The organism is Nocardia sp. NPDC001965 (assembly GCF_053594175.1).
Window position 1 is genome coordinate 154,242 of sequence record NZ_JBSFDZ010000010.1, and the last position, 22,819, is coordinate 177,060.

At 66.2% G+C, this 22,819-nt stretch carries 27 protein-coding genes and 1 pseudogene; 18 read left to right on the forward strand and 10 right to left on the reverse strand.

The features are described from left to right. The first annotated feature begins 13 nt into the window (after positions 1 to 13). Genes ACWCPQ_RS17145 through ACWCPQ_RS17155 form a run of 3 tightly spaced genes read left to right on the forward strand, consistent with a single transcriptional unit; the run spans position 14 to position 2,503 of the window. Entirely contained in the window at positions 14 to 271 is a 258-nt protein-coding gene (locus tag ACWCPQ_RS17145) for a lasso peptide biosynthesis PqqD family chaperone (RefSeq protein WP_449899705.1), read from the forward strand. Beyond that, positions 268 to 726: a lasso peptide biosynthesis B2 protein gene (locus tag ACWCPQ_RS17150; protein ID WP_449899707.1), complete on the forward strand. Its 459-nt coding sequence runs from the start codon at positions 268 to 270 to the stop codon at positions 724 to 726. Before ACWCPQ_RS17145 ends, ACWCPQ_RS17150 begins: the two co-directional genes overlap by 4 nt. Further along, positions 701 to 2,503, forward strand: a complete 1,803-nt coding sequence (locus ACWCPQ_RS17155) for an ABC transporter ATP-binding protein (protein ID WP_449899710.1) — start codon at positions 701 to 703, stop codon at positions 2,501 to 2,503. The genes ACWCPQ_RS17150 and ACWCPQ_RS17155 overlap by 26 nt, the downstream gene beginning before the upstream one ends. 51 nt (positions 2,504 to 2,554) lie before the next feature. Here the strand turns inward: ACWCPQ_RS17155 and ACWCPQ_RS17160 are convergent, their stop codons facing one another. The 3 genes from ACWCPQ_RS17160 to ACWCPQ_RS17170 all read right to left on the reverse strand — a co-directional run bounded on the left by ACWCPQ_RS17160 (position 2,555) and on the right by ACWCPQ_RS17170 (position 5,151). Continuing rightward, entirely contained in the window at positions 2,555 to 3,106 is a 552-nt protein-coding gene (locus tag ACWCPQ_RS17160) for a hypothetical protein (RefSeq protein WP_449899712.1), read from the reverse strand. A gap of 88 nt (positions 3,107 to 3,194) precedes the next feature. Then, positions 3,195 to 4,184 (reverse strand): MlaD family protein, encoded by a 990-nt coding sequence (locus ACWCPQ_RS17165; RefSeq protein WP_449899715.1) that lies wholly within the window; start codon positions 4,182 to 4,184, stop codon positions 3,195 to 3,197. Between the two features lie 286 nt (positions 4,185 to 4,470). Beyond that, positions 4,471 to 5,151 carry a TetR/AcrR family transcriptional regulator gene (locus tag ACWCPQ_RS17170; protein ID WP_449899717.1) on the reverse strand — a complete coding sequence of 227 codons (681 nt, stop codon included), beginning with the start codon at positions 5,149 to 5,151 and terminating at the stop codon, positions 4,471 to 4,473. Positions 5,152 to 5,218: 67 nt separating this feature from the next. Here ACWCPQ_RS17170 and ACWCPQ_RS17175 point away from each other — a divergent pair, with 67 nt between their 5' ends. Continuing rightward, on the forward strand, positions 5,219 to 6,328 hold the full coding sequence (locus tag ACWCPQ_RS17175; RefSeq protein ID WP_449899720.1) for an FAD-dependent oxidoreductase: 1,110 nt from the start codon (positions 5,219 to 5,221) through the stop codon (positions 6,326 to 6,328). 189 nt (positions 6,329 to 6,517) lie between these two features. Here ACWCPQ_RS17175 and ACWCPQ_RS17180 read toward each other — a convergent pair whose 3' ends face one another. Then, positions 6,518 to 7,003: a MarR family winged helix-turn-helix transcriptional regulator gene (locus ACWCPQ_RS17180; RefSeq protein ID WP_449899723.1), complete on the reverse strand. Its 486-nt coding sequence runs from the start codon at positions 7,001 to 7,003 to the stop codon at positions 6,518 to 6,520. 112 nt (positions 7,004 to 7,115) lie between these two features. Here ACWCPQ_RS17180 and ACWCPQ_RS17185 point away from each other — a divergent pair, with 112 nt between their 5' ends. The 7 genes from ACWCPQ_RS17185 to ACWCPQ_RS17215 all read left to right on the forward strand — a co-directional run bounded on the left by ACWCPQ_RS17185 (position 7,116) and on the right by ACWCPQ_RS17215 (position 13,107). Further along, positions 7,116 to 8,306 carry an FAD-dependent monooxygenase gene (locus ACWCPQ_RS17185; RefSeq protein WP_449899725.1) on the forward strand — a complete coding sequence of 397 codons (1,191 nt, stop codon included), beginning with the start codon at positions 7,116 to 7,118 and terminating at the stop codon, positions 8,304 to 8,306. A 659-nt stretch (positions 8,307 to 8,965) separates the two neighbouring features. Next, positions 8,966 to 9,250 carry a hypothetical protein gene (locus ACWCPQ_RS17190; RefSeq protein ID WP_449899727.1) on the forward strand — a complete coding sequence of 95 codons (285 nt, stop codon included), beginning with the start codon at positions 8,966 to 8,968 and terminating at the stop codon, positions 9,248 to 9,250. Between the two features lie 129 nt (positions 9,251 to 9,379). After that, positions 9,380 to 9,820 (forward strand): DUF6069 family protein, encoded by a 441-nt coding sequence (locus tag ACWCPQ_RS17195; RefSeq protein WP_449899729.1) that lies wholly within the window; start codon positions 9,380 to 9,382, stop codon positions 9,818 to 9,820. Between the two features lie 601 nt (positions 9,821 to 10,421). Next, positions 10,422 to 10,856: a hypothetical protein gene (locus ACWCPQ_RS17200; protein WP_449899732.1), complete on the forward strand. Its 435-nt coding sequence runs from the start codon at positions 10,422 to 10,424 to the stop codon at positions 10,854 to 10,856. 128 nt (positions 10,857 to 10,984) lie between these two features. Then, complete coding sequence (locus ACWCPQ_RS17205) at positions 10,985 to 11,863, forward strand: S8 family peptidase (RefSeq protein ID WP_449899734.1); 879 nt, start codon at positions 10,985 to 10,987, stop codon at positions 11,861 to 11,863. After that, a complete protein-coding gene (locus tag ACWCPQ_RS17210; protein WP_449899736.1) occupies positions 11,856 to 12,083 on the forward strand; it encodes a hypothetical protein in 228 nt (75 codons plus the stop codon). The genes ACWCPQ_RS17205 and ACWCPQ_RS17210 overlap by 8 nt, the downstream gene beginning before the upstream one ends. Positions 12,084 to 12,138: 55 nt before the next feature. Then, positions 12,139 to 13,107 (forward strand): cyanobactin maturation protease PatG family protein, encoded by a 969-nt coding sequence (locus tag ACWCPQ_RS17215; protein WP_449899738.1) that lies wholly within the window; start codon positions 12,139 to 12,141, stop codon positions 13,105 to 13,107. A gap of 883 nt (positions 13,108 to 13,990) precedes the next feature. Here ACWCPQ_RS17215 and ACWCPQ_RS17220 read toward each other — a convergent pair. Next, complete coding sequence (locus ACWCPQ_RS17220; protein ID WP_449899741.1) at positions 13,991 to 14,431, reverse strand: DUF2267 domain-containing protein; 441 nt, start codon at positions 14,429 to 14,431, stop codon at positions 13,991 to 13,993. 234 nt (positions 14,432 to 14,665) lie between these two features. Here ACWCPQ_RS17220 and ACWCPQ_RS17225 point away from each other — a divergent pair, with 234 nt between their 5' ends. From ACWCPQ_RS17225 to ACWCPQ_RS17235, 3 genes are all read left to right on the forward strand, one after another. Then, positions 14,666 to 15,199, forward strand: coding sequence for a hypothetical protein (locus ACWCPQ_RS17225; protein ID WP_449899743.1), 534 nt, complete (start codon positions 14,666 to 14,668; stop codon positions 15,197 to 15,199). A gap of 115 nt (positions 15,200 to 15,314) precedes the next feature. After that, positions 15,315 to 16,073 carry a MerR family transcriptional regulator gene (locus ACWCPQ_RS17230; RefSeq protein WP_449899745.1) on the forward strand — a complete coding sequence of 253 codons (759 nt, stop codon included), beginning with the start codon at positions 15,315 to 15,317 and terminating at the stop codon, positions 16,071 to 16,073. Beyond that, positions 16,046 to 17,158, forward strand: coding sequence for an alpha/beta fold hydrolase (locus ACWCPQ_RS17235; RefSeq protein WP_449899748.1), 1,113 nt, complete (start codon positions 16,046 to 16,048; stop codon positions 17,156 to 17,158). Before ACWCPQ_RS17230 ends, ACWCPQ_RS17235 begins: the two co-directional genes overlap by 28 nt. Before the next feature lie 21 nt (positions 17,159 to 17,179). Here the strand turns inward: ACWCPQ_RS17235 and ACWCPQ_RS17240 are convergent, their stop codons facing one another. Continuing rightward, the gene (locus ACWCPQ_RS17240; protein WP_449899750.1) at positions 17,180 to 17,551 is read right to left on the reverse strand and encodes a winged helix-turn-helix transcriptional regulator; all 372 of its coding nucleotides are present in this window, start codon (positions 17,549 to 17,551) and stop codon (positions 17,180 to 17,182) included. Between the two features lie 85 nt (positions 17,552 to 17,636). On the opposite strand from ACWCPQ_RS17240, the gene ACWCPQ_RS17245 reads away from it, so the two are divergent. Further along, positions 17,637 to 18,650 (forward strand): zinc-dependent alcohol dehydrogenase family protein, encoded by a 1,014-nt coding sequence (locus tag ACWCPQ_RS17245; RefSeq protein ID WP_449899752.1) that lies wholly within the window; start codon positions 17,637 to 17,639, stop codon positions 18,648 to 18,650. A 30-nt stretch (positions 18,651 to 18,680) separates the two neighbouring features. On the opposite strand, the gene ACWCPQ_RS17250 is transcribed toward ACWCPQ_RS17245, so the two are convergent. The 3 genes from ACWCPQ_RS17250 to ACWCPQ_RS17260 form a co-directional block, all read right to left on the reverse strand. Continuing rightward, positions 18,681 to 19,811: an NADH:flavin oxidoreductase gene (locus tag ACWCPQ_RS17250; protein ID WP_449899754.1), complete on the reverse strand. Its 1,131-nt coding sequence runs from the start codon at positions 19,809 to 19,811 to the stop codon at positions 18,681 to 18,683. Positions 19,812 to 19,973: 162 nt separating this feature from the next. Beyond that, positions 19,974 to 20,480 (reverse strand): polyketide cyclase, encoded by a 507-nt coding sequence (locus ACWCPQ_RS17255; RefSeq protein WP_449899757.1) that lies wholly within the window; start codon positions 20,478 to 20,480, stop codon positions 19,974 to 19,976. A 32-nt stretch (positions 20,481 to 20,512) separates the two neighbouring features. Continuing rightward, positions 20,513 to 20,695, reverse strand: a complete 183-nt coding sequence (locus tag ACWCPQ_RS17260; RefSeq protein WP_449899759.1) for an AAC(3) family N-acetyltransferase — start codon at positions 20,693 to 20,695, stop codon at positions 20,513 to 20,515. A gap of 62 nt (positions 20,696 to 20,757) precedes the next feature. Here ACWCPQ_RS17260 and ACWCPQ_RS17265 point away from each other — a divergent pair, with 62 nt between their 5' ends. The 3 genes and pseudogenes from ACWCPQ_RS17265 (at position 20,758) to ACWCPQ_RS17275 (ending at position 22,251) form a co-directional block, all read left to right on the forward strand. Further along, positions 20,758 to 20,901: a hypothetical protein gene (locus ACWCPQ_RS17265; RefSeq protein WP_449899762.1), complete on the forward strand. Its 144-nt coding sequence runs from the start codon at positions 20,758 to 20,760 to the stop codon at positions 20,899 to 20,901. 357 nt (positions 20,902 to 21,258) lie between these two features. Next, positions 21,259 to 21,462: pseudogene (locus tag ACWCPQ_RS17270) on the forward strand (dihydrofolate reductase family protein); the annotation flags it as partial. Between the two features lie 267 nt (positions 21,463 to 21,729). Beyond that, positions 21,730 to 22,251 carry a GNAT family N-acetyltransferase gene (locus tag ACWCPQ_RS17275; protein ID WP_449899764.1) on the forward strand — a complete coding sequence of 174 codons (522 nt, stop codon included), beginning with the start codon at positions 21,730 to 21,732 and terminating at the stop codon, positions 22,249 to 22,251. A gap of 120 nt (positions 22,252 to 22,371) precedes the next feature. Here the strand turns inward: ACWCPQ_RS17275 and ACWCPQ_RS17280 are convergent, their stop codons facing one another. After that, positions 22,372 to 22,734: an MmcQ/YjbR family DNA-binding protein gene (locus ACWCPQ_RS17280; protein ID WP_449899767.1), complete on the reverse strand. Its 363-nt coding sequence runs from the start codon at positions 22,732 to 22,734 to the stop codon at positions 22,372 to 22,374. Between the last annotated feature and the right edge of the window lie 85 nt (positions 22,735 to 22,819).

Consider the following 22,819-nt stretch of genomic DNA (forward strand, 5'->3'; position numbering starts at 1 on the left):
GGACAGCAGGATCATGGGTGAGCTGACACTGCGACGGGGGTTGTCCTTCGCGGAAACGGCATACGGGGGCGTGATTCTCGATATGCGGCGGGGCGACTACTGGCGGTTGAACCCGGTAGGTGCGGCGGTGGTCGCCGCGCTCGTCGCCGACGGCGGCGCCGATCCGGTTGCCGCGATCACCACGCAGTTCGAGATCGACGTGACGACGGCTCGGCGCGATATAGACGAGCTCCTGGATCGCCTTCGGGATCTCGGGCTGGTGGTCGCATGAGCTACCACATGTCGCTCGGGACCGGATTCCCCGCCGCGGGCGGAAGGTGGGAGCGGTTCTCCGCCCGGTGGGCGGTGCGAATCGCGGGACTCGTGGTCGGACTGTCCCCACGCCGGATCGAATGGTTACTGGTACAGCTACACCGGGGAAGCCGTCCCGCCTCGTTCGAAGAGGCCGAGAGATGGCGCCGGCAGGTGGTGGCGGTGAGCCCCGCCGCAGCGGGCCGATTCGGGTGTCTGCCGAGGTCGGTGGCCACCGTCCTGTTGAGTCGGCGATACGGTGCGTGGACCACGTGGTGTGTCGGGGTGCGCAACGAACTCCCGTTCGCCGCGCACGCGTGGGTCGAAGCGGAAGGCGGACTCGTCGGTGAGGCGGGAGATATGAACACTTTCAGTCGACTGATCGTCGTCGGCAGTCATGCGAACGTGGGTGAGGTTGTCCGTGGGCAACGGTGAACTCCGGTCCGGTGATTCGTGGCCGCGCCGGGTCGAGGCTCTGCTCCGGCTGATCGCACCACACCGGAAAGCCCTGCTGGGAGCGACGGCGCTGCTGCTGGTCGGTACGGCGCTTTCGCTGGTGCAGCCGCTCCTCGCCGGGCAGGTGATCCGGGATGCGAGCGCGGGTGACGCGATCGCGTGGTCCCTTGCCGCGTTGGTAGCCGCCTACCTCTTGCATGCCGTCACCGACACCTGCGGGCTCTACATTCTCGAGCGCTCCGGTGAATCCGTGCTCTTGACGGTGCGCAACCGCTTGTCCGGACATCTGCTGAAACTGAGCATCCCCACCCTCGATTCGCTGAGAATCGGGGACCTGATCTCACGGGTGACCGTCGATCCGACGGTGATCCGAAACGTTGTCGGATCCACCCTCGTCCAGCTGTTGACCGGAGCGGTGACCCTGGTCGGGACGGTCGCGGTGATGCTCTATCTCGACTGGCTCCTGTTCTCCATCGTCTTCGTGACCGTCGGAATCGCCGCGGCCGCAATGCTGCTGGTGATGACGAGGATCGAACGAGCCTCCACCGAACTGCAGGAGAGTGTCGGAGCGCTTTCCGCGGATATCGAACGGGCACTCGCCGGGGTGCGGACGGTGAAGGTGAACAATGCCGAAGGCCGTGAGCACGAGCGGTTGACCGAGTTGGCCGGCGAAGCGTATCGCGTCGGGGTTCGTGCCGCCCGGTTGCGGGCGCTGGGAAATCCGGCGATGCATCTCGCGGTCACCGGTTCGTTCGTCGTCTCCCTGGTCGTCGGCGGAGTCCGGGTGGCGAATCATCAGATGGAGTTGAGCAGCCTCGTTTCGATGATGCTCCTGGCGATGAATCTGTTGATTCCGGTCGGCGATCTCTTCAACGGCTTCGTCGGGCTCCAGCAGGCCCTGGGGGCCCTCAGCCGGATACGGTCGACACTCGAATTGCCCGGTGAGGACGTCGAGGACGGCCGGCGCAACGGCGTCGAACCAGGTGGCGGGCCGGGGAGCCCGACGTCCGGTGAACCCGATCGCACGGGAGCCGGAGACTTCGCGCTGGAGTTCCGGGATGTGCATTTCTCCTATGCCGACCGGCCGGTGCTCGGTGGCGTGTCGTTTTCGGTTCCGGCGCGCGGGCATATTGCCCTGGTCGGGCAGTCGGGTGCCGGAAAGTCCACGGTGTTCTCGCTGGCGAGCCGGTTCTACGATCCGGACCACGGCGATATTCTGCTGGGCGGCCGGTCCTACACCGGCCGTCCGCGCCGGGCCTGGCGTTCCGAAGTCAGCCTGCTGGAACAGAACGCGCCACTGCTGTTCGGCAGTCTTCGGGACAATCTGACCTACCGGCAGCCCGGTCTCGCCGAGGCCGACCTGCGCCGAGCGACCGAACTCGCGGGTCTGGACGATCTCGTCGCACGACTTCCGCACGGTCTCGATACTCCGGTGGGCGAACACGGTGTGTTGCTCTCGGGGGGCGAACGTCAGCGTGTCGCGCTGGCACGGGCGTTGATACGCCGTCCGGTGCTGTTGATGCTGGACGAACCCACGGCGATGCTCGACGCCGAGACCGAGCAGGCGTTGCACGCGACCATTCGTACGGTGCGACAAGAATGCGCCCTTCTGGTCATCGCTCATCGGCTGTCCACCATCCGTGAAGCGGATACCGTCGTATATCTCAAAGACGGGTTGATCGTCGACAGCGGTCCGCACGACGATCTGGTTGCCCACAATGCGGACTATCAGCAGCTCATCGGGGCGAAGGTGTAACCCGGTGGAAGCCGTGTGCGGTCCGGGACCCGGGATCCGCGCCGGAAGTGCTCAGCGCGGACGATAGTCGGCGACGAGCCATTCACCGCCGACCCGCTGCACACTGACGGTCACCAATGTCGCCGCGCCGACCGGTTCCGGATGCCGGACGTTGCGGGTCTGCTGGTTCGCGAAGACGGTGACGATGTAGTTGTCGCCGTCGACAGCGTCGACGGCCGTGCTCACGACCTCGGCCTGGGCGACGACTTCGGCCTCGGTCATGACATCGGCGAGTGTGGCGCTGACGGTGTCGTAGCGATGGGACAGTCCCGCGGTGGTGCCCTGTCGGATACCGGCGAAGAAAGTATCGAGACTCCGGAAGTCGTAGGTCAGCGAACGTTTCGCGTAGTCGGCCGCGACGGCGGCCACCCGGTCGCCGTCGGTGATGCGACCGCGCAGTTCGTCCAGTTCGTTCTCGGCGGAATACCAGCGCCAACCGAGCAGAACCGCCAACGCCACGACCGACACTGCGGCGAGTCCCCACGCCGACAGTGTGGCCCACGGCCCGGCCGCACGCTGCCGGCCGGGCTCGCGTTCGTCGCTGTGCTCTGCTGTCTCGCTCACTGTGGGCCCTCGCTCGTTCCGGGAGTGACTGTGCCGCAGGCGGACAGGAACATGGCGCGGAGTCCGCTCTGCTGTGTCCGGCTGGGCTTCATCGGCACACCGCCCGGTTCTTCGTTCCGGTGAGGCCTGCCGGGGTGAACGGCCAGGCCGAACAGGTGGAAGCCGATACCCGGCCATCCGCGGGAACGGTCGTGTTCAATCCGTGGATGAGCTCCGGTTTCAGCGATAGGACTTCCACGAGCTGGTCGGGACGGGAAGCGAGGATGCGCAATTGCTCGTGCAGCGATGGATAGGTGCGTTCGGTGCGCGATTCCGGTTCGGCGAGAAGGCTGCCCTCGATCGTCGAATCCTCGGAGAACAGCCAGTTCACCAGGTCGGTGGCGTGGTCGAAGAGCCCGACCAGGCCGGCTATCCGTTCGATAAGCACCGCTACCTGCTCGACTATGCCGCCGATCTCGGCGGCGATCTTGCCCAGATTGTGGATGAGTACCGCGACAGCCGCGTGCTCGTTCGTCGCGTATTGCAGCAGGTCGCCCAGGCCGGTCAGTACGGGACCGACAGCCGCACCGTCACCCTGGAGGACGCGAATCACGTTCTCCGCCAAGCGACCCAGCTCTTCGACATCGAGCGCGGTGAACAGCGGTTCGAATCCGTCGAAGAGCCGTGACGGGTCGAAACCGGGTACGGTCCGTTCGCGCGGGATCGTCGCCCCAGCGGCGAGTGGTGTTCCGCCGGGCCGGGTTTCGAACAGTTCCAGGTAGTACTGGCCGAGCACGCTCTGATAGCGGATCGCGGCGCGGGTGGTATCCAGGACCGGCCGGTCGTGTCCGACGGAGAACTCCACCCGGGACGTGGCGCCTGCTGCGACGTCGACGGAGGTGACGGCTCCTATCCTGGCCCCGGCCAGCTGAACACCGCTTCCGGAGGTGAGTCCGGAGGTATCGCTGAAGATCGCGGCGTACCGGGTGTCGACCTCGGCGGCCGGTTCGCGCACCATGGTCAGGACGAGGCTCAGGCAGCACACTGCCACGACGCCGAAGACGGACCACCCGATTGCGGGGCCACGCACTGATGACATCGGACTCCTTCTGGGGTTTCGTCATCGGGCGTGCGATGTGTGGCGCGGTGCCGGCGACGATTTCGAACTGCGAAACGCACCACCCGGTCGGCGACGAGGGACCGCCGCGACGACGAGGCGGTCCCTCAGGTCCGGTAGCCGGCGACAGGCAGGGCGACCGAACCGTATGGCATGTCCGGCCGGAGACCCAGGTCCAGAATCATGGCGAGCATTTCCCGGTGCCGCGAAGCCGGTTGCCGCCGTGGTGGACTCGTGGCAGTCGTAGCACGGCGGATCTCGCTGGGTATCAGCCCGGGAGATGGGCTCCGATACCGTCCAGGAGGAAGTCGAGGCCGACCCGGAAGGTCCGGTCGGCGTCCAGGTGGGCGCCGTCGTGGACGACCCTGGCCAGTGCGGGGTATCGGCCGGTGGCGAATGCTCGCACCAGATAGGGCCCGTAGGTCTCCTGCCACCGCCGTTTGTCCAGTCCGGTGGCCCGTTCGGCGCGCAGTTCGGTGATCTCGCGGCGGACCGCGCCGACCACGTACGCGTTGACCGCGTCGACCACCGGCGTGATGAGGTCCACGTCGATTTCGGCCATCGCGGCCATCACCGCTTCGCCCCTGGCGAGCGCGTGCGGCCCGAGCTGGGGTCGCCCGCCGATCAGATCGGCGAGCCATTCGTGCTGATGGGCGGCGTACCGGGTGGTTTCGGCGAGAGAGTGCAGCACCGCACGCCAGTCGTCTCCGGTCGGCCGGATCTCGGAGTAGACCGCATCGACCATCAGGTCGAGCAATTCTTCCTTGGTGGCGATGTAGCCGTAGAGCCGCATCGGTCCGACGTCGAGTGCGGCGGCGACCTTGCGCAGCGATACCGCCGCCAAGCCGTCCGCGTCGGCCAGGTGGATCGCCGCCGTCACGATGCGTTCCCGGCTCAGCGGGGCGGGCGTCGGTCGATCCGGCGGCTCCGGCCGCTCCCACACCAACATGCCGCTGACAGTACATCGCATATATCGATACACTGTATCGATAAATACGCTGTATCAAGGGAGAGATGTGGACATCGCCATCGTCGGGGCGGGACCGGGCGGGCTGGCCCTGGCTCGCGTGCTGCACGTGCACGGCATCGCCTCGGTCGTCTACGAACGCGAACCCTCGCGCGACGCGCGCAGCCAAGGCGGCATGCTCGACATACATTCCGGGCAGCGAGCACTGCGTGCGGCCGGGCTGATCGACGGATTCCACGCGATCGCCCGCGGCCAAGGCCAGGACATGCGGCTACTGGAACCCGGCGGCACCCTGTTGCTCCGAGAGGACACACCCGACGATGCCCCGCTGGACCGGCCGGAAGTCGACCGCGCCGATCTGCGCGACCTGCTGCTGGACTCCCTCCCCGGGGACGCGGTGCGCTGGGGGCACGCGGTCGAATTCGCAGGTAACGGCCTGCTGTGCTTCGCCGACGGCAGCAGTGCGACATATGACCTGCTCGTCGGTGCGGACGGCGCGCAGTCCCGGGTTCGCGCGCTGCTCACCGACGCCCGCCCCGCGCATATCGGCCAGAACGTCGTCGAACTCGGCATTCCCGATATCGACCGCACGCACCCCGAGCTCGCGGCGATGGTCGGCCGCGGCAACTACTGGGTGCTCGGCAACGGACTGTCCCTGGCCGCGCAGCGCAACGGCGACGGCCGCGTCCGGATCGGTATCAGCTTCTACAACACAGCCGCGGACTGGTTCACCACCAGCGGGATCCCGTTCGACGACCCGGCTGCCGCCCGGGCGCGGTTGATCGAACTGCTCCCCGGCTGGCACCCACGGTTCACCGCGCTGATCGCGGCCTGCGACGAGACGATCGTGCCGCGGTCGATCACCACCCTCCCGGTCGGTCTGACCTGGCCGTCGACGCCGGGCGTCACGCTGCTCGGCGATGCCGCGCACCTGATGCCACCGGTGGGCGAGGGCGCCAATATGGCGCTGCTCGACGGTGCCCTGCTCGGTCTCGCGCTGGCCGCGAACCCGGACGACTTTCCCGCCGCCGTCGAAGAATACGAGCGGGAGATGTTCGACCGCACCAGCGCCGCCGCCCGGATGTCGGCCCGCCTGCAGGAAATGCTGATGGGCCCGGACCCCGCTCGGAGAATGCTCGAGTTCTTCCGGCCCGGCTGAAAGGTCACCGGAGACAACGCGCCCGCGCGAGCCACGTCGAGCGAATATGCTCCGGTGGTCGTCTCCCGGCCCTTCGTCGATACGAGTGGGGGAGAGCATTGTGGTGCCGCCCGCCCGCCTGCGTCCGGTGCCGGCGGTGTGCGAAATGCCGGGCCGCGGTGCGATGTGTTCGGTCGATGGATCCACGGTCTACGGACCGTCTTCGACGACCTTCAGATGCTCGGTGAGATCGTCGACGAATCGGCCGAGCAGCACGCCGAAAGTGTGCCTGTCTTCCTCGGACCAGTCGGCCATCGCCCCGGTGAACCATCCGAGCATCCCCTGCAGGTAGCGGTCCGCTGCGGCCGTGCCGTCCGGAGTGAGTTCGATCAAGCGGGCCCGCTGATCGTGCGGGTCGGCGATCCGGCGGACGAGTCCGCGCCGCTCCAGATCGTGCAGCAGCCGGGTGACGTGCGGACCCACGACCTGCATCCGTTTGGCGATATCCCCGACGCGTAGCGGCTGCCCGGCCATCTGCACGGTGACCAGGACGGACACTGCCGGTCGATCCAGTGGGATCCCGATCTGCTCGATTGCTCGCTCGGCCAGACGGCTGCGGTTCAGTACCGCGCCGAGCTGGGTCAGGCGGGGCAGGACCACCAGCGGGTCGACCCCGCGGTCGGATGTGTCGTCCATCACGCTCCATTAAGTACCTAAGTTAGGTATATAGTTGTCGTATTGCCGAATATCGACGGAGACCCATCGTATTCGCAATACATCTACCTAACTTAGCTATCTAGGAGTCTCCATGGGACGCACGGTCCTGATCTCCGGAGCGAGCATCGCCGGTCCCGCGACGGCGTATTGGCTGCATCGGTACGGATTCCATGTCACGGTGGTCGAGCGGGCGAGCGCGCCCCGCGGCGGCGGATACCCCATCGACATTCGTGGCACTGCCCTGGGAGTGGTCGAACGGATGGGGATCCTGCCGCAGCTCCGAACCGCTCATATCGACACCCATCGGATCACCTTCCTGAACCCGGACGGCAGCCCGATCGCCTCGGTCCGGCCCGACGCCCTGGTCGGCGGCGTCGAGGGGCGTGATCTGGAGGTGCGCCGCGGCGACCTCACCGAAATCCTCTACAGCACTGTGCGCGACGAGGTCGAATTCCTCTTCGAGGATTCCGTCCTCGCCCTCCGCGAGCACGAGCGTGGAGTGGACGTGACCTTTCGCAGCGGGACCAGGCGCACCTTCGATCTGGTCATCGGTGCCGACGGTCTGCACTCGAATACCAGGAGCCTCGTCTTCGGTCCGGAGGAGCAGTTCCACCGCTACCTCGGATACTGCTTCGCCGGGTTCACCATGCCCAACGACTTCGGCCTCGCGCACGAGGGCGTGCTGTGGAATGCTCCCGGCCGGTCCGCGGCCCTCTATGCCGTGGGCCGTCGCCCACAGTTGCACGGCTTCCTGAATTTCGCTCTCCCCGAACCTCCATTCGCTGCGTTCCGGGATCCGGAGGCCCAGCGTGACCTCGTGGCCGCGGTATTCGCCGACGACGGGTGGGAGATCCCACGGATGATCGCCGATATGCGCGGGGCCGACGACCTCTTCTTCGACGTCGTCAGCCAGATCCATCTGCCGCGCTGGTCGTCGGGGCGGGTCGGGCTGGTCGGGGACGCCGCTTACGCGCCGTCGTTCCTCACCGGTCAAGGATCGAGCGTGGCACTGGTCGGCGCGTACATGCTGGCCGGTGAACTCGCCACGAATGCCGGTCACTCGGCCGCATTCGCCGCGTACGAACGCGGGATGCGGGAATTCGTGCGGATGAACCAGGCGCTGGTCACCGAGGGCTCGGCGAGCCTGTTCCCGAATACCGCCGAGGCGCTGGAGCAGCGGAATGCCGCCCTGCGCGATCTCGTCACGCTACCGGCCGCCGAGGGTCGAGCCGCGCATTCGGCACTCACCCTGCCTGCCTTCGCTGCCGTTCGGCAGCCGTAGCAACGCGCCGCGCGCAAAGATCGAGCCGACCGTCTTCTGGGGCTCCGGGACTCCAGGACCGCCCTCCTCGACTCGCCCGGTGAGCCGCCGGCCGGTATCGCCTGCTGTCACGCCGGTATTTCGCGGTGGCCTGCGGGGCTCTCCGGTGCGGCCCCCGAAAGTGGTGGGTACATCCGGGTGCCCGCGGTCGCTACGGTGGAACCCATTGGCCCGGGAACGGTTTGCGTGCCGGTCTGTCGGTGGGCGACAGTCGGCCACCGGCCTTTTCGGGGCCGCCGGGAGCGGGGCTTGCGGCGGCCCGGCCGCTGTCAGTGCCTTCGGTGCGGCGGTCTGCTGTCGTGGACGGGCCGGCCGGGAACAGGGGAGTGCGACGATGTCGATGGTTCGTGCCGGGTCCCGTGCGATGGTTGCCGTCGCCGGAATCGCTGTGCTGGTGGGGTGCGGTTCCGGGGATCCGGTGGGCGAAGTGGCGGAGCCGGTCGGGACATCGGTATCTTCGTCGGTACCGAATGCGACCGCGACCGCGACGGCAGTCGAGCCCGAAGACTTTCCGGCGCCGAATGTCCGGGATTGTCGGTGCCCCGGGTTTCGATGACCTGAAGATTGCGGTGACAACCGCGGATCTTCCGGGTGGAGCGTGCGTATCCGTGGTGAGTCCGGTGGAGAGCGTCGGTGTACCGGACGGTTACCTGGCGTTCTTCATCGGCGTCGACGCCCCCGCGGCGGTGCGGCCGGATGATCTGCGCCCGGTTGCCACGATCATCGCGCAATTGTGGAAGGCGAGCGAGCTCGGGCAGCGGACGGACGAACTGAGGGTCGTCAACTCATACCCCGTCGGGTATCTGGAATACCTCCGCGATCAGGAATTCCGGAACCATCCGTGGAACGGGACTCCTTCTCCCGAGGCCGAGTCGGCGATATGGACTGTTACGTCCATGGGTTGAACGGGCGGACGGAATCTGCTGGGTGGGCCGACGCGTGTGCCGGGTGACCTGCGGCATACGTATTGACCTAAACAATAGTTTAGGTTTCATGATGATCTCATACGAACCGCACAGCTTCAGGAGATCATCATGAGCACCGCGACCCCTGCCCTCGGCACCGCTGTCCGCATCCCCGCACTGAATCGTCCCGCTGCTCTTGTCGGCGCGATCGGCGCCGCTCTACTGGCCAACCTCGTCGTCTGGCTGGTCGGCGCCGCCGCCGGTGGCACATTCGAAATGACCGACGCGGGGCGGGTGCAGAGCGTGGCCCCCGGGGGAATCATCACGATGACGGTGGTCCCGATGGCGATCGGTCTCGGCGCCGCTGCGCTGCTGTCCTACAGGTGGATCGGTGTGCTGCGCGTGGCGGCGGTGATCGGTTCGGTGCTCGCCGTCGCCACCATCGGTCTGACCGTGAACGCAGATTTCGATACCGCGTCCACCATCGCGCTGTCGATCACGCACCTGACGCTGGTCCCCGCTCTGGTCGTGGCCACCGAGGGCCTGCGCCGCAGGCTGATCGAAGGGTGACAGCGCCGGATGGAAGGGCCCGTATCGGTCGGATGCGGGCCCTTTCCGCCCGCCGAGATCGGCACGGCTGCCGGATTCCGCATCGACCGGAAGACGATCGGACGCACCTGATGCTCGGGCGGCCGCCCGGTTCGATGCCCGGATTCACGCGTCCACCGCTCCGCCGGCGGTCCGTGCACCGTTGATACCCAAGCATTTTCGTGCCCTAACGATCAGTGACACGGGACGCCGGGAGGAGGACGATGAGAGGGACCGGTCGCGACGAACGTCTTCGAGAACGAGTAGTTCAGCGGTGGATCATCGGTCCGCCGCTGGAAACGAAGATATGACGATCTCCGCGGGATGTGCTGAAGGTACTCGGGGCAGCCGCGCCGCTGTGTCGGCGACGTCCCGAATATGCGGCCTCGGATATCTTCGACGACAAGATATCCGGCGTGCCGCTACGGCAGGGGTGTCAGGTATGCGCAGGGGTGCTATCGCGCACATGATCGAATTCGGATTCGCTCGGCGGTCGTTGCCGGGGCGTCGGCCTCGGTCGGCCGGGCTCTGAGTTTCGCTGGTCGAAGCCGACGGCACGGTTGACGGAGAAGAGGGGAAGATCATGGTCGATATCAAGAATGCGAAGATAGAGGGCGGTCCTTTCGGACCCGATCCGGAAAACAAGTACTACTTGAAGGTTACGTACAGGGCGATTTTCGATCCGCCGGAAAGAACGGATACCTTCAGCGAGGTCGTCGAGATCTGGGAAAGCGACGACGACGAGCCTTTCGGGGGCGACGACGACCAGATCACGGCACAGTTCGCCCCGACCACATTCGTTCCGGGCCAGGAGATCGTGCCCCGGACATTTCAGATCGTCGTGCCCAGGGATATGGCGGATACCGAGTCGGGGCATGAGCGGCTGTACGGCCGGATATACCTGCGCTCATCCAACAACCCGGGCCAACCTGATCTGGGCCCCGACCCCGATACGAATCCCAACGACAGCAGTGCGGACCGCGCTGCCTTCACCGGGCGTGGAGACTTCGATCCGTAGACCGGGCTCGAGTGGGGCGGGCCGGTCCGGTATCCGGCGCGGAAACACGACAATTGGACACAATCCGTCGGCAGCATCGTCACCGTGAAGTGAGTCGCGGTATGGCCACGAGAAATGGAGAGGCCGAGGTGGATCCTCTGGCCTCGGTAGCACTTCCCCGTCTGATGTCCCATACGTCCGGCCGGCGGGGCGTCCGAGTCGGACTCGTCGATGGACGCGTCGACGCCGATCACCGGGAGCTCGCCGACGCCAGCATGGTGTTTCTGCACGAGGACGACGGACTGCTTTCGCAAGCAGATGGCGAAGGGGCGATTCATGCGACGTCGGTGGCCGGGGTGCTGGTGGCCAGGCGTGGATCGGGTGCACCCGCGATCTGTCCAGGGGCCACTCTCCTGATCCGCTCGGTCTTTTCCGATACAGCATCTCAGGGGCCGGCCACTGCCACATTCGATGAACTCGCCTCGGCGATCGTGGAGCTTGCCGACGCCGGTGCCCGGATCATCGATATGAGCCTGGCGGTGGATCGGCAAACTGTTCCCGAGCACCGGGCATTACAAGAGGCGTTGGATCATGTGCACCGCAGCGGGGCGATCATCGTGGCGGCAGCAGGCAACCAGAACACGGTGGCCGGTTCGTTCCTGACCCGGCACAGCTCCGTCGTCCCGGTCGTGGGCTACGATTTCCACGGCAAGCCTTCCGATCACTGCAATTTCGGGCATTCGATCGGCCGCCGGGGGATCGGCGCTCCGGCCGTGGGGATATCGAGTCTCGCTCCGGCAGGCGGCTCGAGGCCGTTTGGTGGAACGAGTGTCGCGGCGGCGGTGGTAACCGGGGCGATCGCGCTGTTGTGCTCGGAATTCCCGGAGGCTTCACCGGCAGAAGTGAAATTCGCGCTCCGCCGATCGAAGGGTAGCCGTGTTTCGGTGATTCCACCACTATTGGACGCTTGGCTGGCATTCGAGACGTTACAGGTGATACGAAGCGATCGAGGATATCGAAATGGCTGACCGGCAGGGAGCCGACTTCGATTATGCAGCCGAAGGAACACAGCCGCGATCGGGTCTGCGCCTTCCCGGGTTCGTCAACGACGAGGACATCGGTTTCGGCGATCTGGTGAAGCGGGTGAGCGGCACCGCCGGAATCCGGCCGTGCCGAGGGTGCGAGCGGCGCGCCGAGGTGCTCAATCGCTGGGTCGTGATCTCGGGGAGACGTAACCGGAAACGATGAGCCGAATCCAGGCAGGAACCCTGTTCGGTTCAGCGATCGAGAAGGGAACGTACGCATGGAGGAAAGTGATGTGTCGAAGCAGGATTCGGCGGAATTCTCATCCGGTCGCCGAGGCGGCGAGACCACACCGGCGCGGCAACCTGCCGCAGCGGCAGATCCCGTGTCCGCGCGCGCAGCGGCTACCTGTGGATGCGGGTCTTGCGGTGACCGCGAGAGCTCGACTGCCGAATCCTCGGAAGCGCACCCCGGGTTTTCTTCACCCTATGTGTACGCACTGGGCCGGATCGAGCCCCGGCTGGGAAGCCTGGGCATCGAAAAAGAATTCGCGCAGGCAACCGGACGGGCGGCGACTACGAACTTGACCGATCGAGAGGCTCTGCATGCCGTGCTCTCCGACCCGCAGAACAGATATCTGGCACGGCTGGCCTGCTATGTTTTCACCATTCAAGGACTTGAAACCTATATTGTTCGGCCCCGGGATCCCACCGAATTGACTTTGCTTATAGATGCTCTCAGTGAAGCTTCGCACCCGACAGATCTTCATCTCCTGATCGGCTTGCTCGGGGGCTTGGCGCCGGAGAGCTACTGCAACGGGCTGGTCCTCCCGGTCGTGGCATTCGATCAGATATATGCGTTCGACACCACGACACTCGTACAAGCTCTACCCAAGCCGGAAGCTGTCGAGGAGGAGCGGTTTCGTACGGCGGCACAGGAGATTTTCGATCGAGTGATGCAATTGGCCGACAATGCCGGTTCGTCCGACGAACATCGCGCGCTAAATTATCTTGTCGCAAGGTATCCGAGTATCTACGCAAAGAGCGCGGAGTCCTTTGCCTCCGGCTCCTCGGTGACGGCTATCGAGACCCGGCCCTCACGCCTCGGCACCGTGCGGAACATCCTCGACGTCATATTTTCCTACACGAATCGGGCCACGGATGTGACGGAAAAATTCTTTGTCCGGGTAGACGTAACAGAGGAATTTCCGTTCCTGGTGACGAAACTTTCGCCATATTACGATAGATAGTGAGCCGGAAGGAATCGATATGTCCGTTCCGAGTCCAACAGCCGAATTCTCGCTGTACCGGTCGGACCAGCAGTACCGCACCGTCGGGTCTCCGTTCCGCGGGTATGCCGGAGTGGTCCGTCCTGCCGATTCCTGCGTGAACGAGTGTATTCGTGATTGCGTGAAAAACGCGGACGGCTGGGATACCCCGACCTCGCTCCTGGAGCGTGAGTGCAAGCCGATGTGTGTGCAGTACTGCCGCGAACAGCACTTGCCGCAATGCGGTCCCGGGAACAAGCTGTGCCGTCGCTTGAATACTGGGCAGCCGGAGTGTTGCCCCGAGGACAACGAATGCTGCACGGTTTTCGATTGGACCGGAACCGTACCCAGCCGGAATGTGTGCTGTCCGCCCGGAAAGACATGTTGCCACGGCAACGGTTGTTATGTCCCCGGTGAAATGAACTGCTCACAATATGCGTTGTGCACCCTGGACCAGACGGTTTGCGGAAGTGAATGCTGCGAAGTCGGGGAGAGATGTCATCCCCAGTACGGGTGTATCCCGGCCGATGCGGTGATCTGTAACGGCGTCCTGTGCCCACGAGGAAATGTCTGTACACCTGCCGGATGCTGCTTGCCGAGGCTGGCGACCTCGTCGGATTGCTGTGTGCCACCACGCGGAAAATGTGGTGACAAGTGCTGTGCAGCCGGCGAAAGCTGCTACCCCGGGAATATCTGCTGTACAGGAGAGAGATGGCTGGCAAGTCCTGACGGCGGGGGAACATGCCTGTAGCTCGTCGGACGGCGCGAGCACAGGCCGTTCCGGTAGGTGCCGAACGCGACCACTCGATACTGGATGTGCCCGGTGGTCGAGCGGTCGCTCGCTCGCAGGGGCCGGCGGCGTGGGTCAGGCTTCGGCCATCGGCGTGGCGCCGCGCAGCACGAGGCCGAGGCGCTCCGGGAATACGGCGAACACGTGATCCAGCTGGCCGGGAGACATCATCTCGTCCAGGGCGGAGGTGACGCAGCCGGCGGTGAACGCGACATCACCCGCCGAGATCCCGGCGCGCTCCGCGAACTCGTCGACGAATTCGGCGACGCTGTGGTTTCCCGGCACCCGGCTCGGTACCCAGCCCTCGTACCAGATGCCACGCAGGAAATCGGGGAGCTGGGCGCTGAGATGTGCGGAGTTGGGCACGCCGATCCGATCCCGGACGGTATGCATCCACGCGCGCAGTACGCGCAATGTGAACGTGAGATCTTCGGTACCCAGAGCGTCGGCGACGGTCCGCAACCAGGTGTGTGCGGTGTGCATGCCGGCGGCCAGGGGGTCGTTGTGATGCGTCATCGGTTTACCTACCTTCCGGATGGCCGGTAGAATGCGCGGTTCGATACCGTAATTCTACGGTGTCACCACTGGGAACAGCAGGTTCGATTCCGGCCTCCACAACTGCCCGGGATCTATGTCCACGACCGGCGAAGATACCCGAGGCGAGCATCTTCGATCGCGATCGGCGGCGATGCGCAATGTGGCGGCGATGCGCAATGTAATGAATGCCAAGGGGCACACGATCATCCGCGCATGACGATCGCACGGAAATTGGCCACGACAGCAGCTACCGGACTCGTCGGTGCGGCGATGGCTGTGACAGGGCCGGGGATCGCCGCCGCCGCCGATCCCTGTCAGCTCGGGGCATCGAATGTCGGACCACGGACCTGCGCAACGACCGAGGTCCGGACGGCCCCGGCGTGGACGATGGGCAACGGTATCTGCGTCGGCATGCTCAATGCGGCCGGAGTCGCCTATGACGGCCCGCTGTCCCAGTACCACGCCTTCCCGGGAACCGCCCACTCCATAGAACTGCGGATCACGCAGGGCTTCTCCCCGCTGGGCAATTGGGCGCCGACCGTCCTGGCCTGCGACGTCACGGCGATTGTCGACTGGCGGAACCTCGACACCGGCCGCAGCGGCTCGGTGAGTCATTTCATCCCGGCGGGCAACACCGGTTCCCGGCCCTTCTACGTACACGTGGACTCGGGTCCGGGGCGGGTCGCGCTCACCGTGCGCACCGACCGCCCGGGCATTCCGGCCACGGCCGAAGTGTTCGTTCCCTGATCGCACCGCACCGCACCGTTCGTGAGCTCGGGTGGTCGGCGGACCGCCTCTTCCGGTACGGCGTCGTCGGCCGGGTCTTGCAGGTGACGTTACGTCATATGCCAGGCTCGCTGTCATGCCTGGTCGAGACGCGGCGGAACGGATCTCCGTGGGGGAAGCCGCGCGGCGGTGCGAGACCACGGTGCGCACGCTGCAGTACTACGACCGCATCGAGCTGCTGGTCGCGGAGCGGGACGAGAGCGGACGCCGGCGCTACGGCCCGGAGCAGCTGGATCGGCTCCGCCGGATCCAGCTGCTGACCAGCGCAGGCCTGCGGCTGGACGAGGTCGGTGCGGCGCTCGACCGGCAGGCCGGCCTGCCGCTGGTCGAGACCTACAGTGAACAGGTTCGGCTGCTCGAGATCGCGGAGTTGCGGCTGCGGTGCCAGCGGACAGTGCTGGCCGCGGTGACGCAGGTACTGCGGGAACATCCGGCTGCCCGGGTGCCGGCCGGGGTCGTGGCCGCCACCATGAGTCTCGACCGCACCCTGCTGCGGCACCCGGGGGTGAGTAGTGGGGGTGCCGGCGCGCCGGTCGGCCTCGATATCGACGTGGAGCGGGTGATCACCACCTACTTCAATTGGAAAGCACACGCTGTCCAGGCACTGCTGCTGGTGGAGAACGACATACCGGCCGATTCGCGCTCGGGTCGTCGCCTCGGCCGGGAATGGCAGGCGACCACGGAGTACGCGCTCCTGGATCAACCCGCCGGAACCGGTGAACTGTACCGCGCGACGGAACGGTCCGAGCGCCGCTGGCCACCGGAAGATCGTGTCCTGCATCATCGAACGAAGGAATACCTGGACCGATGTCTACTCGTCGTACAGCAGAAGTGACCACCGGCGCGTCCGATGGGCGTACCGAAGGCGAATCCGGCCGAAGTGCGGATCCCGGCGCCGGACCCGCTGGTGACGTCGGCGCCCGTTGGACCGGCCGGTCGCGGTTCCGCAGCATGCTCCGGGTCCTCACCGTTGTGGTCGCCGTGGCGATTCCGGCCTGGCTCATCGTGCGGGACACCTCGCCGGTGGGTCATTTCGACTCGGCCGTCGGCAAAGACCGCTACCGGGACGCATACGACGAGGCGATGCGGGCAATGCCCGAACCGGAGCGTGTGCTGGATCTGCGGACCGGCTACGGGGTCGTGCGGGTGTACCGATACGCCGGTCCGGAAGGGGCCGGCGACCGGGAACCTTTCCTCCTGCTTCCCGGAACTCGTTCGGGCGCACCGGTATTCGCCGAGAATATGCCCGGACTGCTCGCACAGCGTCCGGTGTACGCGCTCGACCTGCTCGGCGAACCCGGAATGAGCGTGCAGGACCGCCCGATCGAAACCCATGCCGACCAGGCCCGCTGGTTGCACGAAGTCCTGCTCGCGCTGCCCGAACCGGCGTTCCACCTGCTCGGACTCTCGATCGGCGGCTGGACCGCCGTCAACCTCGCCGTCCACGAACCCGAAAAGGTAGCGAGCCTGATTCTGGTGGAGCCGGTGCAGACATTCGCCGGGCTCTCCGCCCAGTTGCTGGTGCGGTCGCTGCCGGCGAGCGTGAGCTGGTTTCCGAAGTCGTGGCGGGACAGTTTCAACAGCTGGACCGCCGGTGGCGCCCCGGTCGAGGATGTTCCGGTCGCCCGGATGATCGAGGCCGGAATGTCGTCCTACACGATCAAGCAACCGCAGCCGAGTCCGATCGGTCCGGAGCGGCTGCGCGCCCTGGAGATGCCGGTGCTGGCGATCATCGCCGGCAACTCGCCGATGCACGACAGCGATGCCGCCGCCCGGAATGCCCGGGAGAATCTGCGCTGCGCAACGGTGCAGGTCTATCCGGGCGCGTCCCACGCGATCAACGGCGAACAACCGCAACGGATCGCCACCGATATCGAAGACTTCCTCGCCCGCTGGGCAGCACCTCGAAGCGGTCGATAACCGCGGCGTGAGGCGAGAAGGTCACGCTGGGTCGGTGGGGACGCCGTCCGCCTCCTGGAAGTCGACGATCGCCGCACCGTGCTGCCTTGCCCAGTCGGTCAGCACATCGATGGGCTCGACGAGCGTCCGGCCGAGGTCGGTGAGGCTGTACACGACCCGCCGTGGCGCTTCGGCGTGGCGCTCGACGAGGCCGTACTGCTGGAGTCGGCGCAGCGTCTGGGTGAGGACCTTGCGCGAGATGCCGCCGCCGATGAGTTCGACGAGCTCACCGTGGCGGCGTGGCTCACCGCTGAGCCCGAAGAGCACCAGCACAGCCCATTTGTCGGAGATGATCTCGACCGCCAAGCGGGTGGGGCAGTCGGCGAGGAAGGCCGGTCCCGCAGTGTTCTGCATAAAATTCGAAGGTACCAGGAGGTAACCCAGAGCTCCGTAGCGTTTCCAGAGCAACGAATTCAGCGCCTGATGCGGAGGAAACGCCATGCCACGAGTAGTCGTGTTCGATCGGTTCGGCGGGCCGGATGTCCTGCAGATCGTCGAAGAACCGGTCGTCGAACCCACAGCCGGCGAGGTGAGGGTCAGGATCGAGGCGTTCGCGGTGAACCCGCTCGACCGGATGATGCGTTCCGGCGCGTCACCCGCTCCCGTCGCCCTGCCGCATGCCCGCCTCGGTGTCGAGGGGACCGGCATCATCGACGCCGTCGGCCCCGGGGTGACCGGGCTGGATATCGGCGATCCCGTCATCCTGACCGCTGTTCCGGATGCGGGCATCCGGGGTAGCTACGCCGAATACACCACGGTCCCGGCGAGCCGAGTCCTCGCCCGCCCCGCCGGGCTCGGCGTCGTGGCGGCGGCCGCGGTCTGGGTCGCGTACTCCACCGCCTACGGCGCGCTCGTCGAGAAGGCGCGAATGCGTCCGGGCGACCATGTCCTCATCTCCGCCGCGTCCGGCGGTGTCGGCCGGTCGGCGATGCAGATCGCGAATCAGATCGGTGCCGTGCCCATCGCTGTCACTCGCGACGCCGCGACGAAGCGCGACTCGATCACCGCCGCCGGGGCCGCCGCGGTGATCGGCACCGACCAGGAGGACTTCGCCGAAGCCGTCCGGCGCCACAGCGGCGGGACCGGCGCCGATATCGTCCTGGACCTCGCCATGGGGCCCGGTCAGCGGGATCTCCTGGACGCGGCCCGCCCCGGCGCAACCCTGGTGGCCGCGGGCTTCCTGGATCCCCGGCCGACGCCCTTTCCAGGGGGCACATCACTCACTGTCCACAGTTACCGGAGTTTCGAGCACACTCTCGACGTCGCGGCGGTGCAGCGTATGGCGGCCTTCTTGAACGCCGGTATCCGCCTCGGCGCGCTGCGGCCCGAGGTCGGCCCGGTGTTCGCTCTCGACGATATCGTCGAGGCGCACCGTCACCTGGAGAACGGACGCCACGCCGGGAAGATCGTCGTCACGGTTGCGCCCGAGCCGGAACTCGGCGCCGAACAGTGACAATGGGCCGCCATCCTCCGGTAGCCCGTACTACGCCAGAGTTCGCTGGTGCTCCTGCCGGTAGGCGATATGTTCGTCGCTTCGCCCCTCGCGGAGCTTTCGGACCCACTCGGGGTCGGCGAGCAGCGCGCGGCCGAGTGCGACGAGATCGAATTCGCCGTCGGCGTGCTGTTTCAGCAGCCGGTCGATCCCGGTGACGTTCGAATCGCCGCGACCGGTGAACGAGGTCGTGAAGACCTCGTCGAGGCCGACCGACCCGACGGTGATGGTGGGCAGTCCGGTGATCTTCTTGGTCCAGCCGGCCAGTCCCAATTCGCCGTCTCTACCGGACACTTCGGGAAAGGCCGGCTCCCAGTGCCTGCGGGTGGAGGGATGCAGAACATCGACACCTGCCCGGACGAGCGGGGTGAGCACGCGGGCGAGTTCGTCGGGTGTGGCCGCTATACGCGCCTTGTAGTCGCTCGATTTCCACTGCGAGTACCGGTACACGATCGCCAGGTCGGGACCCACGGCTTCGCGGATCGCCGCGACGACCTCGGCGGGGAACCGGACCCGTGCCTCGAGCCCGCCCCCGTATCCGTCGTCGCGGAGATTGGTTTTCTCCCAAAGGAATTGATCGAGCAGATAGCCGTGAGCGCCGTGCAATTCGATACCGTCGAAACCGGTGGCCTTCGCATTGACGGCCGCGGCGACCCAGGCGTCACGCAATGCGTCGAGATCGGACGCGGTCAGTGCCCGACCGGATGCGGTGCCGTCGAGGTCGAGGCCGGACGGGCTGACGGATTCGATATCGGGATTGAGTTCGGGCCGGTTGCCGCGGCTGACCCCGAGATGCCACAGCTGCGGGATGATCTGCCCACCTTCGCTGTGTACGGCGTCGACGACCGCTTTCCAGCCGACGAGGCTCTGCTCTCCGTAGTGGCGCGGCACCGCGGTATGCGGGCCCGCGGCGGGGTCGGGGATATACGTGCCCTCGGTGATGATCAATCCGACTCCGCCCGCGGCGCGCCGGCGGTAATACTCCGCGACGTCCGCGGTGGGGATCCCGTCCGGCGAGAACATCCGGGTCATCGGCGCCATGGCGAAGCGATTGCGCAGGTGTAGTGATTTCACATCGAACGGCTCGAACAGGCCGTCCACGGGCTGCGGTTCATCGGTCACAAGTGAAGGCAACATCGGTCAGTTCGACGGCTATTCCGTGATGTGATATTCGCTTCGTCCCGGAAACCGCGCTGCTCGCGGATACGCGGACGGGAATCCGGCGTCGACCTGCCGGTCAGGCGGAGGGGACTGCTCGTCGCCTCGTCGAACACCACCGGGTCGTCACGGGCGGTCGTGGTGCCCTTCGGCGAGGCGTTTGAGGTTGAGCAACTGCCGTCGGGCCATGACCAGGTCGCCGACGGACAATCCGAGCGCCACCGGGCGGTTGGTATGCATGACCAGTTTGAACAGGAGACGAGTCGAGTCCCGCCCTTCGGCCACGAGGACATAGGACATGAAAGCGCCCACGATGACGCCGGTCATCTCGCGGCCCGGGTCGATCGAAACGATCCGGCCCAGCCTGCGTCCGCAGGCGGTCGTGAAATTTTCGCCCACCCGCGGTTCGGGAATATCCATCAGCTCGCGAGGTGAGCGGCGACCCAGGTTGTCGATCCAGTCGTACGAGTAGGGCGCGAGCCTCACCTGGGTGATCCACGGCCATACCGCTCCGGCAGGTGCCCGGACAGTCACACCCCGCCACACCTCGAGCTCGGGTTCGGTGACGAAGTGGTCGCAGGGATAGGAGCGCACGGTCTCGTGGTCGCTCACTCCCCACCGGTCACCGATCATGCATCGATCTTCACGCTCCACCGAGCCTGCGATCAAGCCCTGCCGGGCGAAACTGCGTGGTGGGATCGGGTCGGGCTCGATGTATGCGTCGGGACGACGAGCGTGCCCGCGTGGTGAGTGTCCTGTAGTGCCTGGAGGACGGCAACGGCCCCACCGGACACCCGACCCAGCGATTTCAGGCTCGCGTGTACCAGGACGAGGCCGCCACTGCGCAAACCCAGCGTTCGCAGGTCCTCGGCAACGGAGGCCCGCGTATGGGGATGGGTTCGGTCGGCCGGTGCCTGTGGTGGCCGCGACGCTGGAATCGCTGTGGACCATGGCCGGAAGTTTCCGGGAGCCCGGGGCCGCCGCGATCCGGTTATTGCGTCCGCGCCCCCCCGGCGGCCTTGCCGGGGGACTCGCCGAACCGGTCGGTTCCTGATCACTGCCGTCTGCGAGGCGGGCCGTTCACGCGGGCTCGGGCGACCAGGACACCAGGTTCGGCATACGCACCCGAGTCGAGGTGCCGGATTGTCCAAACATATTGAACGGTAACGGTTCCCGGTAGCATGCCCCAGCATGCCCACACAACGAATGCCGGACCGTCGGGCGGCAGGCCGAGAGGGACACAACGCATCTGCGCGCGGGGGAGTCACGCGTTGAGCAATACAGATCCGGGTTCGCCGGGCGCGTCCCCGGGCGCGCGGGGGTGTCCGGTTTCGGTCGGCATCCAGCGGTCCGGAACGATCTCTACCCGGCACGGCCTGCTCCGGCTGTGCCGGGTCCGCCCGAGTACATCCTCGATATCGGCGGCGCCACACTCGCCGCGGTGGCCATGCGAGCCGGGCTGATCGACGAGTACGTGATCGTCACCCACCCGGTCCTGACAGGTGGCGGCACCCCGTTCTTCGCGGTTCTGGACAACTGGATCGACCTGACCCTGATGGCGACCCGGACATTCCCTGGCGGTGTGATCCTGACCAGATACGGGACCGGACACTGAGCACCCGGCCTCCACGATAGCGTCGAGTACCGATCGACGAGTGGGAGATAACCGGTAGCCGGTCACGGCGTGGATCCGACTGCCCTGCATCGTCCCGGAGCGCTCGATGACGCGTTGACGAGGCCCACTGGGGCCGGCCGGCCGAGTGATTCGACCTGGCGCCGATCCGGCGCAGGGAGGGTTCCGGGTTCGGAGTGTGATCACCGCCCTGGTCCCGACTCGTAAATGCGTTGACTTGGCGCGCTGCGCCGGTGAGGCTTCAACGTCGTGAACGAACCCCAGCAGTCTGTTTCGCTCGAAGAGCTCGACGAGGACGGCTTGTATCTCCTGTTGGAGGCCGCAGTCGCCGGCGCCGATCCACTGGAGGTGATGCCCCCGGTCGACGGGCCACCCGGGTGGACAGCGGAGCGCAGGCGGGCGTTCGTCGAATTCCATCGTGGTCGCGCATTGCATCCGACCCGGCCGATGGAACGAACCTTCACCATCACACTGGAGGGGACGGTGATCGGAGCTGCCCGGCTCGAACCGCACGGTGACGATGTCGAAGCAGGGATCTGGATCGCCCGCTCGTACCGCAACCACGGAATCGGCCGCATCGTCACCACACAGCTACGCAGGCTTGCCGCCGAGAACGGTGCCCACCACATCACCGCGTCCACGACGCTCGGCAATACGGCGGCTCGCCGACTCATCGATACAACGCTGCATGCACGAGTGCACATCGACAACGACCAGGTCAGCGGGGTATCCGACCTCGAGCGAGGTGCCGATGAATCGCCGCCCGGGTGATTCGATCCGGCGCCGGGACCGGATCGAGAGCACCGACAGGGGTGCGAGGTCCCGGGACATCAGTGACCGGAGAACCGCCGAGCCTCCGTCGGTGTATGCAAGAGGACCGCGCGGTTCTCGTCATCGGATCCACTGGTGGTGCTGAGCGAGATCGTAAGCCCGGGAGAGCTTCTCGGGAACGACCATGCGCCAGGCGTCGACGACGAGTTCACGGGCCTCGGTCGGGTCCAGTGCCGCGAGGTCGGACTCGATCCAGTTGAAGCGCATCTCCGATGCGGATGGCATCCGAAACTTGTGCGGCTCGCTCGCGACGAGCGCCACTCGTTCTTCCTTGGGAAACGCGAAGCCCATCACGGTCTCGTCCATGGAGAATGCCACGTAGACGATCCGCCCGACACGGAACTTCAGCCGGCCACGTACATAGACCTGGTAGGAGCGTTCCAACTCGGCCCCCAGTGGGCTGACGTCTTCGAGCACCGCCATGGTCGAACTCCTCTGGTTACGCGTGCGTACGCCCTCGAATATCGGTGTCGGTCATTGCCACTGCAGCCCGGGCGATTTCGCCATA